Source organism: Kitasatospora sp. NPDC036934 (assembly GCF_055608425.1).
In genome coordinates this window covers 340,629-355,617 of record NZ_JBVJQR010000003.1, presented here as the reverse complement: position 1 = coordinate 355,617, position 14,989 = coordinate 340,629, and the positions used below count along the sequence as shown (strand labels likewise).

Genomic DNA, 14,989 nt, shown 5'->3' with positions numbered 1-14,989 from the left:
CCGGAGGCCTCTCGACGCTCCCGGCGACCTCCCGACACCTTCCGGACACCCGCCGTTGGGCGGCTCGACGCCGCGCGGTACGGCGGGCCGTGAAGCATGGCGCGGTCGGCGGCGTCCTCGGCGGGCGCGGCCGGGTGTGCACGACCGAAAGGAAGCTCCACCATGTCCGCAGCCCAGTGGCCCCGCCCCCGCGTCCTCGTGATCGGGATCGACGGAGTCCGCCATGACTACCTGGCGCAGGTGCCGATGCCGCGCCTCCAGGAGGTCGCCGAGGCCGGGTTCCTGGTGCCGGTGACGGTCGCGGACTCCACGCCCACCATGTCCGGCCCCTGCTGGGCCACCATCGTGACCGGCGTCGAGCCCGCCAAGCACGGCGTCTGGGGCAACCACCTGGGCGGCAACCGGCTGGACGTCTTCCCCGACTTCGCCACCCGCCTCAACCGCGGCGACCGCCGCCGCACCTTCGTCGCGGCCGGTTGGGACCCGCTGGTGATCAACGAGTCCGGCGGCCCGCTGTTCCGAGCCCCCGGCCGGCTGTCCTACGTGGCCCCGGCCGAGGATACCCCCGAGGCCTGGGAGGCCGTCGACGAGGAGGTCACCCGGGAGGCCGTCCACGTCCTCGGCACCGCCGATCCCGAGGCGTCCTTCGTCTACCTCGGCGCGGTGGACGAGACCGCCCACTTCCTCGGCTGCGGCGAGGAGTACCGCGCCTCGATGCGCACCGCCGACGAGCGCCTCGGCCGCCTGCTGGACGCCGTCCGCGGCCGGGAGGGCTACGCCGAGGAGCAGTGGACCGTCATCGTGGTCACCGACCACGGGCACGTCGACGCCGGCGGCCACGGCGGCCGTACGGTCGAGGAGCGCACCGCCTGGGTCGCCTGCGCAGGGCACGGCATCCCGGCCGGCCCGCCGACCGGCGAGATCCGCCACCCCGACGTCGCCGCCCAGGTGTACGCCTCGCTGCTGCGCCCGATCGACCCGCACTGGACCCTCGACGGCCGCCCCTTCCCCGTCGCCCGGCCGGTCCCCGCCGCGGTCTGACGCGTCACCCGACTCCGCGTCATGCCCCGGGTGCAGCAGGCCGGGCTGCGGTGGAACCCCGCTTGAGTCAGGCTCGATCGGGGCGCGGGAGGTACGAGAACCCGGCGTGGCAGCCAGAGCGCCGCAAGGCACGTACGTCCGGGACCGGGCCCACGGACGTACGCCTCAAGGTGGAGACGGTACCCCGTGGGTTGGATGCAAGATCGCGACCTGGTGGTGACGCTCGGGCAGGACGGCCCGGGCCACCATGGATACACCCGGCCGGCGGAATGCTCGGCCCGGACGGGTCACGGACGGACCGGCCACGGTCCCGGACGCACCGGACCCAGCGGACGCACCGGAAGCATCAGCGACGTACACGGAGAGGGCAGTCAGGCATGAAGGGCATCGTGAGCAAGGTCGCGCTGGGAGTCGCGGGCACCGGCATGGCCGTCGCCGTGGTAGCCGTGGCAATCGGCCCGCGGGTGTCCGAGTGGTACGACGGGCGCCACCAGGAGCAGGTCTCGTACGACAGCGGCTCGCAGGCCAAGGCCGACCGCCGCTCGATGCCCGCCTGGCTGCCCGACAACGCCTCCTCGGTCAAGTACGTGATGTCCACCACGGGTGACGACCGGCTGCTGCGGGCCACCCTCCCCGAGGGCCGACTGCCCGTCGGCTGCCACACCGGGGTGCCGGGCAAGGGCCCGCACCCGGTGCCGGTCTCGCTCAAGGCGGGCTGGTTCCCGGAGGGCGTCGCGGACAAGGCCACCGGCACCTGCGGGCACTACAATGTGACGCTCACCGGCAACCAGCTCTACGCGTGGCAGGACGGCGCGGCGCTGCAGGCGGCCCTCCGCGCCGAGCACGTCGCCAAGCACTGAGGGTGCTGACCGGGCGCTGATCCCGGATCAGCCGTCCTGACCAGGGAACGAACGGCCCGCCGGGCACCGGAAGGTGCGGGCGGGCCGTCGTCGTGCGCGTGCTGCGGATCGGCCGGTGGGCGGATCCGTCCCGGTGCACCCCTGCCGTCGTCACGCCCGCCGGGCTGCGATAGGACGGATCGCGAACGAACCCGAGTCACCGCGTCCGTTAGGAGAGCCATGCCCGGCCCGACCGTCGGTCCGACCGACGACACGTCGACCGCTCCCGCCCCAGCAACCGGCACGGCACCGGCCGTCGGCCCGAAGACCGGTGCCGGCCGGGCCACCATCGCCGTCCTCGGCGGTCTCACCGCGCTCGGCCCGCTGACCACCGACCTCTACCTGCCCGGCCTGCCCGCGATCGCCGACGACCTGGCGGCCGAACCGGCGGCCGTCCAGCTCACCCTGACCTTCTCGATGTTCGGGGTCGCGGCCGGGCAGCTGCTCTTCGGACCGCTCAGCGACCGCTTCGGGCGCCGCCCGCCGCTGCTCGCCGGACTGGTCGTCTACACCCTGTCCAGCGTGGTGTGCGTGTTCGCGCCGAACCTCCCGGTGCTGATCGCGGCCCGCTTCGTCCAGGGCGTCGCCGGATCGGCGGGACTGGTCATCGGACGCGCCGTCGCCCGGGACCGCTTCCAGGGAGTCGCGATGCTGCGCTTCCTCGCCTCGATCGCGCTGATATCCGGGCTGGCACCGATCCTCGCGCCGGTGATCGGGGCGCAGCTGATGCGCTTCACCTCCTGGCGCGGCACCTTCGGGGCGCTCACCGCGCTCGGGCTGCTGCTCACCCTGGCCGCCTTCGGCGCGCTGCGAGAGACCCTGCCGCCGCAGGCCCGGGTGGGCGGCGGGGTCGGCGTGGCGCTGCGCACCATCGGCCGACTGCTGCGCCATCTGCCCTTCCTGGGGCTGGCGTTGACGAGTTCGCTGGCGTTCGGCGCGCTGTTCGGCTACATCAGCGGCTCGTCCACGGTGCTGCAGCACGTGTACCAGGTCTCGCCGCAGACCTACAGCCTGCTGTTCGGCCTGAACTCGCTGTCCATCGTGGTGATGACCCAGCTGAACGGGCGGCTGCTGGCGCCGCGCTTCGCGGCGCGGTCGCTGATGCTGGCCGGGCTCGCGACGGCGGTCGCGGCCGGGGTGGCGCTGGTGCTGCTGACGACGGTGTGGGACTTCGGGCTGGCCGGGTTCTGCCCGCCGCTGTTCGTGCTGATGGGCAGCCTCGGGGTGGTGCTGCCGAACACGGCGGCCCAGGCGCTGAGCCTGGTCGAGTCGCAGACGGCGGGGACGGCCTCGGCACTGCTGGGGACGGGCAACTTCCTGTGCGGTGCGGTGGTCGCACCGTTGAGCAGCATCGGCGGACGGCCGTCGGCGACGCTGCTGGCGCTGGTGGTGCTGGGTTGCGGGGTGCTGGCGTTGGCGGCGTACGTGGCGCTGTGCCGGCCGGGGCGGCTTCGGGAGGCAGCGGCGGACAACTGACGACGAACGGCGGACAACTGACGACGAACGGATGACAGCTGACAGATGATGAAATCTGTCAGCTGTCATCCGTTGTCTGTTACCTGTTCTCCGTTACTCGTTCTCCGTCACCGCCGTCAGGCGATCGAGAAGTCGTCCCCGTACACGCTGCCCTGCCCGTACCAGCCGTGCAGGTACACCGTGACGCTGCCGGTGGCGTCGGTGGTGAAGGGGACGGACAGCTTGGTCCAGCCCGAGGCGTTGACCCAGGTGCTGGCGGTGGCACCGCCGCTGACGCCCAGGTAGGCGTAGTTGCCCTGCACCCAACCGCTCAGCGTGTAGACGGTGTTGGGCTTCAGCTTGACTGTCTGGCCGCACTCGCCGGTCTGGCTCGCGGAGGCCGCGGCCTGCAGCGCGTGAGAGCCGGCGTGGACCGGGGTTGAAACGACGCCCCCGCCGCTCTGGCAGGTCCACGGGGCCAGATTGCCGGTCTCCAGGTCACCGTTGACCAGGCCGGTCGACGGGGTCGTCCCGGTGACGGTCAGCGAGTAGGTCGCGGTGTGGGTGCCGGAGGGGCCGGTGGCGGTCACGGTCAGCGGGTAGGTGCCCGCCGCGGCGGCCGAGGTGGTGGCGATGTTCAGGTTGGCGCCGTTACCGGCGGTGACGGTGCCGGGGGTGACGGTGGCGGTGACACCGGCCGGGGCGCCGCTGACCGAGAGGTTGACGTTCTGTGCCGAGCCCGCCGTGACGGTCGTGGCGATGGCCGCCGAGGCGGACGCGCCGGCTTTCACGGTGGCCGAGTTCGGGTTCACCGCGACCGAGAAGTCGTTGGTCGTGGTGGAGCCGCTGGTGAACGGCGCGAACACATGGGTGAAGTCCCAGGTGTTCTGGGCGATGCCCGAGCAGGAGTCGTCCCCGGCCTTGCCCACGCAGCCGCCGTTGTCGCGCTGGAGCGCCCAGAAGGCGAGCGTGTTGATGCCCTTGGACGTCGCCCAGTTGTACACGGTGGTGGCGTTGGCCACGGTGAAGGTCTCGGCCGCGCCGTAGTCGTCGATGCCGACCATCTCGGTGATCCCGATCGAACCCCACAGCTGAGCCGGGGACTTGGCCGGGTAGAGCTGGGCCAATTGGTCGTACAGGCCCTGAGCCGAGGTCTGGGTGTCGGCCGCCATGTCGTGGGTGGAGCCGTCGTAGTAGTCGAAGGTCATCATGTTGACGACGTCGATCCGGGCCTTGTTGCTGACCGCGTTCCGCAGTACCGCGAGGCCGTTGTCGGCGAGCCCGCTGGTGGTGGTCGGCAGGGTGTAGGAGAACTGGACGCTGCGCCCGTTGGCGCCGGCCCAGTCCTGCACGACCTTGATCGCCTTGTTGCGGCGGTCGATGCCGGCCGCGTTGGTCAGCGAGTTGTCCTCGATGTCGAGGTCGATCCGGCTGATGTCGTAGGTGGTGATCAGGTTCTCGTAGGCGGCCGCGATCTGGTTGACATCGGTGCAGCTGTCGGCCAGTTCGGTTCCGGTGTTGTCGGCGGTGTAGCCGCCGAAGGAGGGGATCACGTCCCCGCCGTTGGCGCGGATGGTGGCGATGTCGGCGCCGAAGGTCGACGAGGAGACCGGCTTGGAGGTGTCGCCGTTCCAGTACGGGGTGCAGGAGCCCTTGGTGGCGGCCTGGAGGAAGGCCATCGTCAGGTACTTGGCGCCGGACTGCGCGGCCAGGGCGGCGGGGCTCTGGCCGGTCCAGGACTCGAAGTAGGGCGCGAAGACCCGGCTGGGGAGCGGGGTGGCGGCCTGGGCGGAGCCCGTCCCGGCGGCGACCAGACCGGCCGAGGCGGCCAGGGTGGCGCAGGCCGTCAGTGCGGCCTGGAGGGTTCTGCGAAGACGCATGGATTCTCCAACAGACTTGGTGGGGCAGGACGTTGGGGAGTAACGCAACGGCTCGGGGCGTCGGCGGCCGTGTGGGGTCGGTCGCGTGGGCGCCTGGTCCGGGGCCTTCGGTGCGGGGGCGCGGGGGTTCGTGCGGACACAGGGGCATGCGGAACCCGCCGACTCGCGTGGAGGCGGGCGGTGCGAAGGTGCGCTCGCCGTACGGAGCGGGGGTGGAGCGGAGCAGGGCAGGGCAGGGCAGGGCAGGGCGGTGCCTCAGCCGCCGGTGGTCACACCCCCACAGTGCATCCCGGTCGGATCGACATGCTTATGTTTGGACTAGACCACTGCTCTGTCAAGAGAGCTAACAGTTCGTCAGCGGACGGCCTTGTTCGCCGAAGGGCGGTGGCCGCCGAGCCGCCGGTGGCTGCCGAGACGCCGGTGGCTTCCGAGACGCCGATGGCCGCGCACCCGGTGGGCGGGGCGCGGCCACGGCTGCCCGGAGCTCAGGACACCGGGCGGTTGGGGGAGGGGTGGAGCGGTGTCAGTGCGCCGGCGGGCAGAGGGTGGCGCGCAGCGCGTCGTCGATCTTCGCGGCGGTGTCCGGCCCGAAGCCCTGCGGGTGCTCGGGCGAGGTGAAGTTCTGGCCGGCCAGTTCGGCCAACTTCGCCTTGTCCTTGGGGTACTGGTACAACGCCTGGCACTGCTTGCGGGCCTGCTCCACCACCTGGTCGGGTTTGCCCCCGACGATCGCCGGGTCGATCGCGGTCAGCGCCGCGACCACCTTGCCGGTCAGGTCGGCGTCCGGCTTCCCGGGCAGTCCGGCGTCGGCCGGCGGTGCGGGCTTGGCCGGGGCCGAGCCGTCGGCGCCGGGAGCCGAAGCGGAGGCGGGGGCGTCGGGCGCGGACGGTGCGGCCGTCGTGGGCGCCGAGGTGGACGAGCCGGCCGAGGGGGCGCCGGATGCGGCGGCGACGGTGGGGGAGCCGGCCGCGGCGGTGCCCTTGCCCGAGGCCGAGCCCGAATCCGAGCTCGAGCAGGCAGCGAGGCTCACCGCGGCGAGTGCCGTGAGGGAGGCGGCGAGGAGACGAGTGCGCATGGCGCCACACTGTCATGTTCGCGGCGCGGAAGGGAAGGTCCCGTCCGGCCGGCGGAGGGCCTCGGCACGGCGGACGGCGGCCCGGAGGGAGTGCCTCCACGCCGCCATCCGCCCACTCCGACCGCCGTCCGTCGTTCAGTCCGTCGCCGGTCGCCGGTCGCCGGTCGCCGGTCGCCGGTTGTCGGTCGCCGTTCAGTCCGGCCGTCGGTCGTCAGCCGAGCCCGTTGGCCTTCAGCCAGTCCTTGGCCACCGCCGACGGGTCCTCCTTGTCGACCGAGACCCGCTTCATCAGCCCCGTCAGCCCGGTCGTGTCGAGCTTGGCCGACACCGCGTTGAGCGCTGCCGTCGCCGTGGCGTCCACGCCCGCCTTGTTGATCAGCGGGGTGACGTTCTGCGCGCCGAAGACGTTCTTCGGGTCGCTCAGCGGCACGAGCTTGTACTGGACGATCTTCGGGTCGGTGGTGAACACGTTGCCGACCTGGACGCCGCCGTCCTTGAGCGCGTTCGCGGTGGTGTCGGCGGTGGGCTTCCACTCCTTGAAGGTCAGCCCGTAGGCGTCCTTGAACTGCTGCTCGCGGCGGGACTTGAACTCCGGCGGGCCGCCGATGGTGAACTCGCCGGCCTTGGCCGTCAGGTCGGCGATGCTCTTGAGGTTGTACTTGTCGGCCGTCTCCTGGGAGACGCTGAGCGAGTCCTTGTCCTCGGCGGGGGAGGAGTCCAGGATCCCGAGCGAGGCGGGCAGCGCCTTGGTCAGCGCCGCGTTCACGTCCTGGGTGGTGACGGCGGTGTTCTTGGCGTCCAGGTAGGCGAGCAGCGCGCCGTTGTACTCGGGCAGGACGGTCAGGTTGCCGCTCTGCAGCTGGCCGTAGAGCACCTCGCGGCTGCCGATGTTGAACTTCTCCTCGACCTTGACGCCCTTGGCCTTGAGTGCCTGCGAGTAGATCGAGCCGAGCAGCACGTTCTCCGGGAAGTTCGCCGAGCCGACGACCACCGTCCCGCCGCCGGAGCCGCCTCCCGTGGCGGCGGAACCGGCCCCGGAGGCCGAGGCGCTCGGGCCGCCGCCGAGCGGGTTGCTGCTGCTGGCGGAGGAGCCGCAGGCGGTGGCGCCCAGGGCGAGCGCGGCGAGCGTTCCGAGGACGACGGCGCGCCTGCTTCTCTGCATTGTCGACATGGTGACAGTTGTCCTTCCGGAGCGGATGGGAGAGGAAAGCGAAGGGGAGTGCCTCAGCGGGCCTTGCGCTGGGCGCGCACCCCGGGCGGGAGTGCGAACCGCGCGAGCAGGGCGAAGAACAGCTGGGCGCCGACCGCGAGCAGCACCACCAGGAGCGCGCCGCCCACGGTCACCGCGTACTGCCGGGTGGCCAGCCCGTCGATGACGTAGCGGCCGAGGCCGCCCAGTCCGACGTAGGCCGCCACCGTGGCGGTCGCGATCACCTGGACGGTCGCGGTGCGGAAGCCAGCCAGCAGGGTGGGCGCGGCGGAGGGCAGGCAGACCTGGAACAGCACCTGCGGGTGGGTCAGCCCGATCCCGCGTGCGGCGTCCCGGACGTCCGGGTCGGTGCCGCGCACCCCCTCGACGGACGCCACCAGCAGCGGCGGCGCGGCCAGGGCGACCAGCGGGAACAGCACGGCGGTGTCGCCGACCCCGGCCAGCAGCACCGCCAGCGTCACCAGGCCGAGGGTGGGCAGTGCGCGGGCGGCCCCGGCGAGCGCGGTGACCACGGTGACGCCACGCCCGGTGTAGCCGATCAGCAGCCCGAGCGGGACGGCGATCAGCGCCGCGTAGAGCAGTGCCTCGCCGGAGAGCAGCAGGTGCTCGGAGACCCGGTGCACGATCGAGTCCGGGCCGCTGCGGCGGTCCGGGTCGGAGAAGAAGTCGTTCAGCCAGTTCAGCCAGTTCACGAGCCCGCCCCCTGCTCCCGGACGGCCCAGGGTGCGAGCAGCCGGCGGGCGGCCACCAGCAGTAGGTCGACGGCCAGCGCCAGTACGGCGATCAGCACGATGCCGGCCACGATCGGGGTCGGGAAGGTGCGCTGGAATCCGTCGATGAACAGGTAGCCCAGCCCGCCGCGCCCGATCAGCGCGCCGACGCTGGCCAGCGAGATGCTGGACACCGCGGCGACCCGAAGCCCGGCGATCAGGTACGGCACGGCGGCGGGCAGTTCGACGGCGGTCAGCCGGTGCCACGGCCCGTACCCCATCGCGGTGGCGGCCTGCCGGACGGAGTCCGGGACGGCGCGCAGCCCGTCCACGGTGGTCGGCAGCAGGACGGCGAGGGCGTAGAAGGTGAGCGGGATCATCACCGTCGCCTGGGTCGCGAGCCCGGTGTACGGGATCAGCACCACGAAGACGGCCAGCGAGGGCAGCGCGTAGACGATGTTGAAGACGGCGGAAAGCGGCTGGTACAGCCGGGGGAAGCGGGCGCAGGCCAGGCCGAGCGGGACGGCCAGCAGGAGGCCGATGAGCACCGGGACCAGGGCGATCACGGCGTGGTCGGCGAGCAGGTTGCCGAGGTAGCCGACATGGTCGCCGATCCAGTACCAGCGGACGAGCGGTTCATCGTCCACCGTCGGCTCCGTCCGCCGGTCCGGTCCGGTCCGGCTCATGGATGCCGACGCGCTTCTCCAGGCCGACGGGCTTCTCCACGCTGATGGCCTTCTCCGCGCCCGCAGACCCGTCGCCCGCAGACCCGTCGCCGATCGAGCCGTCGCCGATCGAGCCGCCGACGGGTGTGAGCGCGCCGAGGACGGCCTCGCGGTCGGCGGTGCCGATCGCCCGGCCGTCGGCGTCCAGCGCGACCGCGACCCCGGCGGGGGAGAGCACGGCGGCGTCCAAGGCGGCGCGCAGGGTGTCGGTGTCCGGGCGGAAGCCGGCGGCCGGCAGCAGTTCGGTTCCGTCGGTGCCGTGGTCGATCCAGCCGATCGGGCGGCGCTCGTCGTCCAGGGCCAACTTCCAGCCGCCGTAGCCGGATCCGTCGGCGAGCGGGTGCAGCCGGACGGTCTTCGCGGGCCGAAGGCCGAGGCCGCGCAGGCCCCGGTCGCGGCCGAGGAAGGCGGCCACGCCGTCGTCGGCGGGGGAGGTCAGCAGGGTGTGGGGGTCGGCCAGTTGGGCGATCCGGCCGTGCTCCCGCAGCACCACGACCTGGTCGCCGAGGCGGACGGCCTCCTCGATGTCGTGGGTGACGAACAGCACCGTCTTGTGCAGCTCGGACTGCAGCCGCAGCAGTTCGTCCTGGAGTCCGGCCCGCACCACCGGGTCGACGGCGCTGAACGGTTCGTCCATCAGCAGCACCGGTGGGTCGGCGGCCAGCGCCCGGGCCACGCCGACCCGCTGCTGCTGGCCGCCGGACAGTTGGAACGGGTAGCGCTTGGCGGTCTCGGGGGCGAGGCCGACGAGTTCCAGCAGTTCGGCGGCCCGGGCGCGGGCCTTCTTGCGGTCCCAGCCGAGCAGGTAGGGCACGGTGGCGATGTTGTCGATCACCTTGCGGTGCGGGAAGAGCCCCGCCTGCTGGATCACGTAGCCGATGCCGCGGCGCAGCTTGGCGGGTTCCAGCTTCGCCACGTCGGCGCCGTCCAGCAGTACACGGCCCGAGGTGGGCTCGACCATCCGGTTGACCATGCGCAGCAGAGTGGTCTTGCCACAGCCAGAGGGTCCGACCAGGACGGTTATCCGACCGGTCGGGACCTCGAGGTCCAGTCCCTCGACCGCGATGGTGCCGTCGGGGTGGCGCTTGCCGGCGCCCTCGAATCTGATCACGGAGTGTTTCCTCGTCAGGGCGCCCGGTGGAGGCGGCGCCTGTGTCGGTCGGTCTTTCGGTGGTTCGGTTGACGGCGGTCTCACCGCCCGGGCGTTCTTCCGCCCGCGTGGCTGCCCAGCTTCGGACCGGCGGAAACTCTGATCAGACTATGACCTGCATCATCTCCTGTCCCTGATTTACAGCCCGGCACGCGGCGTGACCCCGGCTCGGCGGCCGGGGCCACGCGGTGTGACCGTCTGTTCGACGGCCGGGGCCACGGGAGGTGACCTCGGCTCAGCCGCCCTGGCGGGTCGGCAGTCCGGCGGCCGCCCAGCCGACGAACCCGCCGTCCAGATCGGTCGCCCGGTGCAGCCCCAGCTCGCGCAGCGAGGCCGCGGCCAGACTGGAGGCGTAGCCCTCCGAGCAGACCACGATCACCTCGACGTCGTAGCCCGAGGCCTCGGGGATGCGGTGACTGCCCGTCGGATCGAGCCGCCACTCCAGGACGTTGCGCTCGATGATCAGCGAGCCGGGGATCCCGCCCTCGGCCGCCCGCTGCGCCGCCGGGCGGATGTCCACCAGCAGCGCGCCCTCCAGCTGGGCCTGGTACGCCTCCCGGGCGCGCGGACGGTGGACGCCCTCGCGGGCCCGCTCCACCAGGTCGTCGATCGTGGTCACCATTGCTCCGGTCCTTCCTCCGAGGTGCGGACGAGCCCGCCGGCCCGCAGGTCGTAGTGCGCCATCGAGCTGAGCGGGGGCGAGTAGGCGTGCAGTGTGACAGCCGGGCCCGCGGCGGTGTTGCGCACGTCGTGCACGTACTCCGGGCCGAAGGCGCGGGCGGTGCCGGCCGGGACCCGGCGGATCAGGAGGCCCTGGTCCGGGCCGCCGAGGGACAGCTCCTCCAGCTCGCCGAGCGCGACGGTGAACGCGCCGCGCGAACCGCCGTGGTCGTGGAAGCCGGTGGACTGGCCGGGCAGCCAGCTGATCAGCCAGACCTCGTGGTCGTCGTCGGCCACCAGGCGCTGGTACCAGCGCTCCTCGGTGGAGAGCCGGACCAGGTGGATCCACTGTTCGGGCCGCTCGGCCAGCTCGCGGACGACGCTCCGCAGGGTCTTCGGGGTGAACGGGGCGCGGGCCCGCCCGGCGGTGGGTGGCTTCCCGGCGGTGGGTGGCTCCCCGGCGGTGGGTGGCTTCCCGGCGGTGGGGGTCGGGGTCTCGGCTACCAGGTCCAGGCTCATGGGGGCGTCCTCGGGTGCGGCGGGAACGTCGGCAGGGGCGCTCGGGTCCGGTGGCGGGGCTGCGGCGTGGCGGTGACGGTGGCGGGCGCGGGCCGACGGAGCGACCCGGCTCGACCGGCACGGCATGCGCGGGTGCCGCCGGGCGGGCGGGATTCAGGACTGCGGATGCGGGTGCGCGGTACGGGCCCTGGCGGTGGTCACAGGGCGGAACCGGCGGTGCGGAGCAAGGTCAACAGGCACAGATGGAACTCGCCTGGCGCCGCAGATCGACGTGCAGGCGGCAAACCAGAGTGGTGCCGGAGTCCATGCCAGGGATCCTTTCCGAGCGGGTCGGAGGAAGTCAAGCCGGGGCGGCCGCTTGTTGCGCCCTGTTAACCAGCGGCCCGACCGCCTGCCCGACCGCCTGCCCGACCACTGGCTCGACCGCCTGCCCGACCACTGTTTCGGTCCCCGGTTCGGCTCCCGACCCCCCTCCCGGCTCAGCCCTCGGCGGGGACCCGCGGTCCCGGCGGTGCCGGTGGCGCCGCTGTGGCGGAGCCGTCCGCGACGGTCGAGAGGGCGCGCTCGATCACCGGACCGGCCTGCTCGCCCAGGTACCGGCCGAGCGTCTGGTAGGCGTCGAACTGCTGGTGGTCGAACCACTGGTCGCTGGTGCCGTCGTTCGGGAAGGCCTGGTTGGCCGCCGCGTAGGACTGCAGTTCGTACGGCATGTCGGCGGTCAGCACGGCCTGGAGGACGATCAGCGTGCCGTGCCGCTCGGAGTCGGGCTCGCCGTCGAGGGCCGGGTAGTGGATGTCCCCGGTGATCACGCCGCAGGCCGAGAGCCGGTCGGAGAGCTGGGCCGCCAGCCCGTGCAGGGGCGGAGCGGATCCGTCCCGCCCGGCGGTGGCACTGCCCGGGATCAGCAGCTCCGGTTGGTGCAGGGTGATGACGACGCCGAGTTCCTCGCGGGCCAGGGTGATCGCGGAGGCGAGGTTGGCGGCGTAGCCGGAGTCACCGCTGGCGTCGATGCTCACCGCCGTCCGCACCCGGTGCCGCAGCAGCTCGACCAGTCCGAGGTTCTCGTAGTGCCCGCCGTCGGTGGTGAGCAGGAAGCGGTCGTCGGCGGGGAACCGGCCGGTCAGCTCCCGCAGTTGGTACGGGAGCCGGCGGACGGCGGGCTGCCCGGGGCGGCGCCAGTCGGGTGTGCCGGACCAGGCCGGGCCGAGCTGTGCCGGGTTGGGCAGCCACGTCCCGAGTCGGGCGTTGGTCACGGCGAACAGCGCCTGGTAGACCCGGGACTGGCGGCCCATCGCGGAGGAGAAGGCGGCGCCGGAGACGGCCATCGCGGACTGCACGGTGAGGTCCCGGGCGATGTGCCGGCGGGTGCGCCGCTCCAGCAGGTCGGTGCGCGCGTACCCGACGTCCGGGCCGCCCACGTAGTCGTACGAGAGCGAGAAGGACACCGCCCGACGGCCCGGCGGTGTACGGGAGTTGCCGGACAGGTTGGCCGCCGCCGAGAAGATCACCTGGGGGAAGGCGGGGTGCCGGGCGGCGTAGTGGCTCAGCCAGGTCTGCTCCCGGTGGAAGTCGTACCGGCGGGCCAGCGAGCGGCCGCCCTCGGTTACCCGGCGGACCGCGAACGCCGAGGCCAGGCGCAGCCGGTAGAACGGGTGGAGGCTCATCCAGGTCTGGTCGAGGTTGAGCCCGACCGCGCCGAGCACCAGCGGCAGCAGCACCTGGACGGCCGTCGGCCAGGCGTAGCCGGTGGCGACCGCCCAGCCGAGGGCCAGCAAAGCGCCCGCCGTCAGGGTGCCGAGGGCCGCCCAGACCACCACGTACTGGGGGAGGTTGGCGGTCAGCCCGCCGCCGATCCGGCCCGCGCCGCGCAGCGCCCCGGCGGCCGCGCGCACGCTCCGGCCGATCGTCCGGCGGTCGCGCCAGAGTATGCCGAGCAGCAGGGCGAGGTAGCTGAGCGCCACGGTGAGGCTGAGGCCGGCGCCGGTCAGCTGCGGGCCGGCCGCCAGCGCCTGCTGGAGCCGGACCGCGCCCCAGGCCAGCCCCGGCACGGCCAGCACGCCGAGGGCGAGCAGCCCGGCCAGTGCGAGCGCGGCGTAGTTGAGCCGGCGCAGCGCGCGTGGCAGCAGCGCGTGCCAGCCGAGCGGCGGGAAGGCCAGCAGCCACAGCAGCCAGCACCCGGCCGCCGCCGCGAGCAGTGCGCCGAGGGCTGACAGCGCGGGGGTGCGGAACGCCAACGCGCCCGGCACGGCGCCCGGGTGGCGCAGGCCGGCGGCGGCCAGGGCGTCCAGGTCGGTGAGCGGGACGGCGTGGTAGAAGCGGCTGAGGCCGAGCCCGAGCACCAGGACGGCGGCCAGCAGCAGGGTGAGTGCGGACAGCACGCCGCGCAGCAGCGTGCCGAGGGCGATCAGCCACTCGCCGGTGCCGTCGGCGATGTACTTGCTGTGCCGGCGGAGGTGGTCCTCCTCCGGAGAGCCGGGCGCCATCACCGTGTCGGCCGTCAGGCCCGAGGCGGCGTGCACCGGGCTGCCGGGCGCGGAGTCGCTGAGGGCGAGCTGCAGCGCGCCCACGGTGTAGCCGCCGCCGGAGACGGACACCAGGTAGCGGGCCCGTTTCAGCCACGGACGCAGGGCCTGGAGCGCGCCGAGGGTGACGCAGGCCGAGCGGATGCCACCGCCGGAGGCGCAGAAGCCCAGTTCGGCGGGCTCGCGGCCGGGCGGCACCCGGCCGGCGTCCCGCCAGTGGGCGTGGGTGCCGGGGGCGTCGGCCGCCGGTGCTTCCCGGGGCGGGCGGTGGTGCGGCAGCCTGCCGTGCCGGGTGAGCACGGGCCACGGCGGTATCAGCGCGGGGCGGTCGGGGTCGGCGTCGTCGCCGGGTTCCGTCGCCCCGGGGCGCAGCCCGCGGACGGCTCGGGCGGCCGTCACCGCCAGCAGGCCGGCCGCCGTCACCCCGGCGGGCAGGAGCAGCAGCCAGGTGACGGTGGCCAGCGCCGCGGCCACCGTGAACGGGGTGTCGGAGCCGCCGTGGTCGAGCCCGAGGCGCAGCAGGACGTTGGCGCCGAGGTCGCAGCCCGCGGCGAGCAGCCCGGCGACCCCGACCGCCAGTGCCGGGCCGATCCGGCGTCGGTGCCCGAGCACGTAGCCGCCGAGCAGCGCCGCGGCCACCAGCGTCAGCCCGTAGCCGCCGATCAGCCAGAGCTCGGCGCGCAGGGCCGCGAGGTACGCCGAGGTGTGCTCGCCGACCACGGCCTCGGCGGCCGCCCGGGAGCCGGCCAGTTGCAGGGCGGTCAGCCGGGTGTGCGGCGCCTGGCCGCGGGCCGGCAGAAGGCCGAGGGCGAGCGGCAGCAGCGCGCCGAGGGCGAGCAGCAGGCCCGCCCAGGCGGGCAGGGCCGGCGGCCGGCCCGCCGCGCCGCCGCCGGCGCTCGCCCCCGGTGCCGCTGCCACCGGCGTGTCCGGCGCGTCCGACGTGTCCGCCGTACGCTCCTCGTGCCCACCCACCGCTGCCACCCCTACCACCCCCCGTTCGGCTCCCGGCCGACCGTCGATCCCCGTGCCGCACTCATGAAGTCGCCCCGCAACGCCGTCAGATGACGATCCGTCGAAGCGTCCACGCGCGTTTTACCCTGCCATGGCCGATTCCGCACCCCCGGTGACCGCTTTCACTCGAAT

At 73.4% G+C, this 14,989-nt stretch carries 13 protein-coding genes; 3 read left to right on the top strand and 10 right to left on the bottom strand.

Annotated features, from left to right (window positions below; translation table 11 throughout):
- The first annotated feature begins 162 nt into the window (after positions 1 to 162).
- From ACZ7BZ_RS06680 to ACZ7BZ_RS06670, 3 genes are all read left to right on the top strand, one after another.
- Entirely contained in the window at positions 163 to 1,041 is an 879-nt protein-coding gene (locus ACZ7BZ_RS06680; protein WP_470357411.1) for an alkaline phosphatase family protein, read from the top strand.
- 377 nt (positions 1,042 to 1,418) lie between these two features.
- Positions 1,419 to 1,901: a hypothetical protein gene (locus ACZ7BZ_RS06675; RefSeq protein WP_380451084.1), complete on the top strand. Its 483-nt coding sequence runs from the start codon at positions 1,419 to 1,421 to the stop codon at positions 1,899 to 1,901.
- A gap of 219 nt (positions 1,902 to 2,120) precedes the next feature.
- Positions 2,121 to 3,416: a multidrug effflux MFS transporter gene (locus tag ACZ7BZ_RS06670; RefSeq protein WP_470357410.1), complete on the top strand. Its 1,296-nt coding sequence runs from the start codon at positions 2,121 to 2,123 to the stop codon at positions 3,414 to 3,416.
- Positions 3,417 to 3,532: 116 nt separating this feature from the next.
- Here ACZ7BZ_RS06670 and ACZ7BZ_RS06665 read toward each other — a convergent pair whose 3' ends face one another.
- The 10 genes from ACZ7BZ_RS06665 to ACZ7BZ_RS06620 all read right to left on the bottom strand — a co-directional run bounded on the left by ACZ7BZ_RS06665 (position 3,533) and on the right by ACZ7BZ_RS06620 (position 14,764).
- Positions 3,533 to 5,275: a glycosyl hydrolase family 18 protein gene (locus tag ACZ7BZ_RS06665; RefSeq protein ID WP_470357409.1), complete on the bottom strand. Its 1,743-nt coding sequence runs from the start codon at positions 5,273 to 5,275 to the stop codon at positions 3,533 to 3,535.
- A gap of 523 nt (positions 5,276 to 5,798) precedes the next feature.
- On the bottom strand, positions 5,799 to 6,350 hold the full coding sequence (locus ACZ7BZ_RS06660) for a hypothetical protein (protein ID WP_470357408.1): 552 nt from the start codon (positions 6,348 to 6,350) through the stop codon (positions 5,799 to 5,801).
- A gap of 211 nt (positions 6,351 to 6,561) precedes the next feature.
- Entirely contained in the window at positions 6,562 to 7,512 is a 951-nt protein-coding gene (locus tag ACZ7BZ_RS06655) for an ABC transporter substrate-binding protein (RefSeq protein ID WP_470357407.1), read from the bottom strand.
- Between the two features lie 62 nt (positions 7,513 to 7,574).
- On the bottom strand, positions 7,575 to 8,252 hold the full coding sequence (locus ACZ7BZ_RS06650; RefSeq protein ID WP_470357406.1) for an ABC transporter permease: 678 nt from the start codon (positions 8,250 to 8,252) through the stop codon (positions 7,575 to 7,577).
- On the bottom strand, positions 8,249 to 8,917 hold the full coding sequence (locus ACZ7BZ_RS06645; RefSeq protein ID WP_380451074.1) for an ABC transporter permease: 669 nt from the start codon (positions 8,915 to 8,917) through the stop codon (positions 8,249 to 8,251). Before ACZ7BZ_RS06645 ends, ACZ7BZ_RS06650 begins: the two co-directional genes overlap by 4 nt.
- Positions 8,907 to 10,106 carry an ABC transporter ATP-binding protein gene (locus tag ACZ7BZ_RS06640; protein ID WP_470357405.1) on the bottom strand — a complete coding sequence of 400 codons (1,200 nt, stop codon included), beginning with the start codon at positions 10,104 to 10,106 and terminating at the stop codon, positions 8,907 to 8,909. Before ACZ7BZ_RS06640 ends, ACZ7BZ_RS06645 begins: the two co-directional genes overlap by 11 nt.
- Positions 10,107 to 10,380: 274 nt before the next feature.
- Positions 10,381 to 10,767 (bottom strand): rhodanese-like domain-containing protein, encoded by a 387-nt coding sequence (locus ACZ7BZ_RS06635; RefSeq protein ID WP_470357404.1) that lies wholly within the window; start codon positions 10,765 to 10,767, stop codon positions 10,381 to 10,383.
- Positions 10,761 to 11,324, bottom strand: a complete 564-nt coding sequence (locus tag ACZ7BZ_RS06630; RefSeq protein ID WP_470357403.1) for a cysteine dioxygenase — start codon at positions 11,322 to 11,324, stop codon at positions 10,761 to 10,763. The genes ACZ7BZ_RS06635 and ACZ7BZ_RS06630 overlap by 7 nt, the downstream gene beginning before the upstream one ends.
- Before the next feature lie 229 nt (positions 11,325 to 11,553).
- On the bottom strand, positions 11,554 to 11,631 hold the full coding sequence (locus ACZ7BZ_RS06625) for a putative leader peptide (RefSeq protein WP_101948289.1): 78 nt from the start codon (positions 11,629 to 11,631) through the stop codon (positions 11,554 to 11,556).
- 172 nt (positions 11,632 to 11,803) lie between these two features.
- Positions 11,804 to 14,764, bottom strand: a complete 2,961-nt coding sequence (locus ACZ7BZ_RS06620; RefSeq protein WP_470357402.1) for a hypothetical protein — start codon at positions 14,762 to 14,764, stop codon at positions 11,804 to 11,806.
- Between the last annotated feature and the right edge of the window lie 225 nt (positions 14,765 to 14,989).

Excerpts from the sequence above, each read along its gene's own strand:
- ACZ7BZ_RS06680 (WP_470357411.1), top strand. The coding sequence starts at position 163 with ATGTCCGCAGCCCAGTGGCCCCGCCCCCGCGTCCTCGTGATCGGGATC.
- ACZ7BZ_RS06675 (WP_380451084.1), top strand. The coding sequence starts at position 1,419 with ATGAAGGGCATCGTGAGCAAGGTCGCGCTGGGAGTCGCGGGCACCGGC.
- ACZ7BZ_RS06670 (WP_470357410.1), top strand. The coding sequence starts at position 2,121 with ATGCCCGGCCCGACCGTCGGTCCGACCGACGACACGTCGACCGCTCCC.
- ACZ7BZ_RS06665 (WP_470357409.1), bottom strand. The coding sequence starts at position 5,275 with ATGCGTCTTCGCAGAACCCTCCAGGCCGCACTGACGGCCTGCGCCACC.
- ACZ7BZ_RS06660 (WP_470357408.1), bottom strand. The coding sequence starts at position 6,350 with ATGCGCACTCGTCTCCTCGCCGCCTCCCTCACGGCACTCGCCGCGGTG.
- ACZ7BZ_RS06655 (WP_470357407.1), bottom strand. The coding sequence starts at position 7,512 with ATGCAGAGAAGCAGGCGCGCCGTCGTCCTCGGAACGCTCGCCGCGCTC.
- ACZ7BZ_RS06635 (WP_470357404.1), bottom strand. The coding sequence starts at position 10,767 with ATGGTGACCACGATCGACGACCTGGTGGAGCGGGCCCGCGAGGGCGTC.
- ACZ7BZ_RS06630 (WP_470357403.1), bottom strand. The coding sequence starts at position 11,324 with ATGAGCCTGGACCTGGTAGCCGAGACCCCGACCCCCACCGCCGGGAAG.
- ACZ7BZ_RS06625 (WP_101948289.1), bottom strand. The coding sequence starts at position 11,631 with ATGGACTCCGGCACCACTCTGGTTTGCCGCCTGCACGTCGATCTGCGG.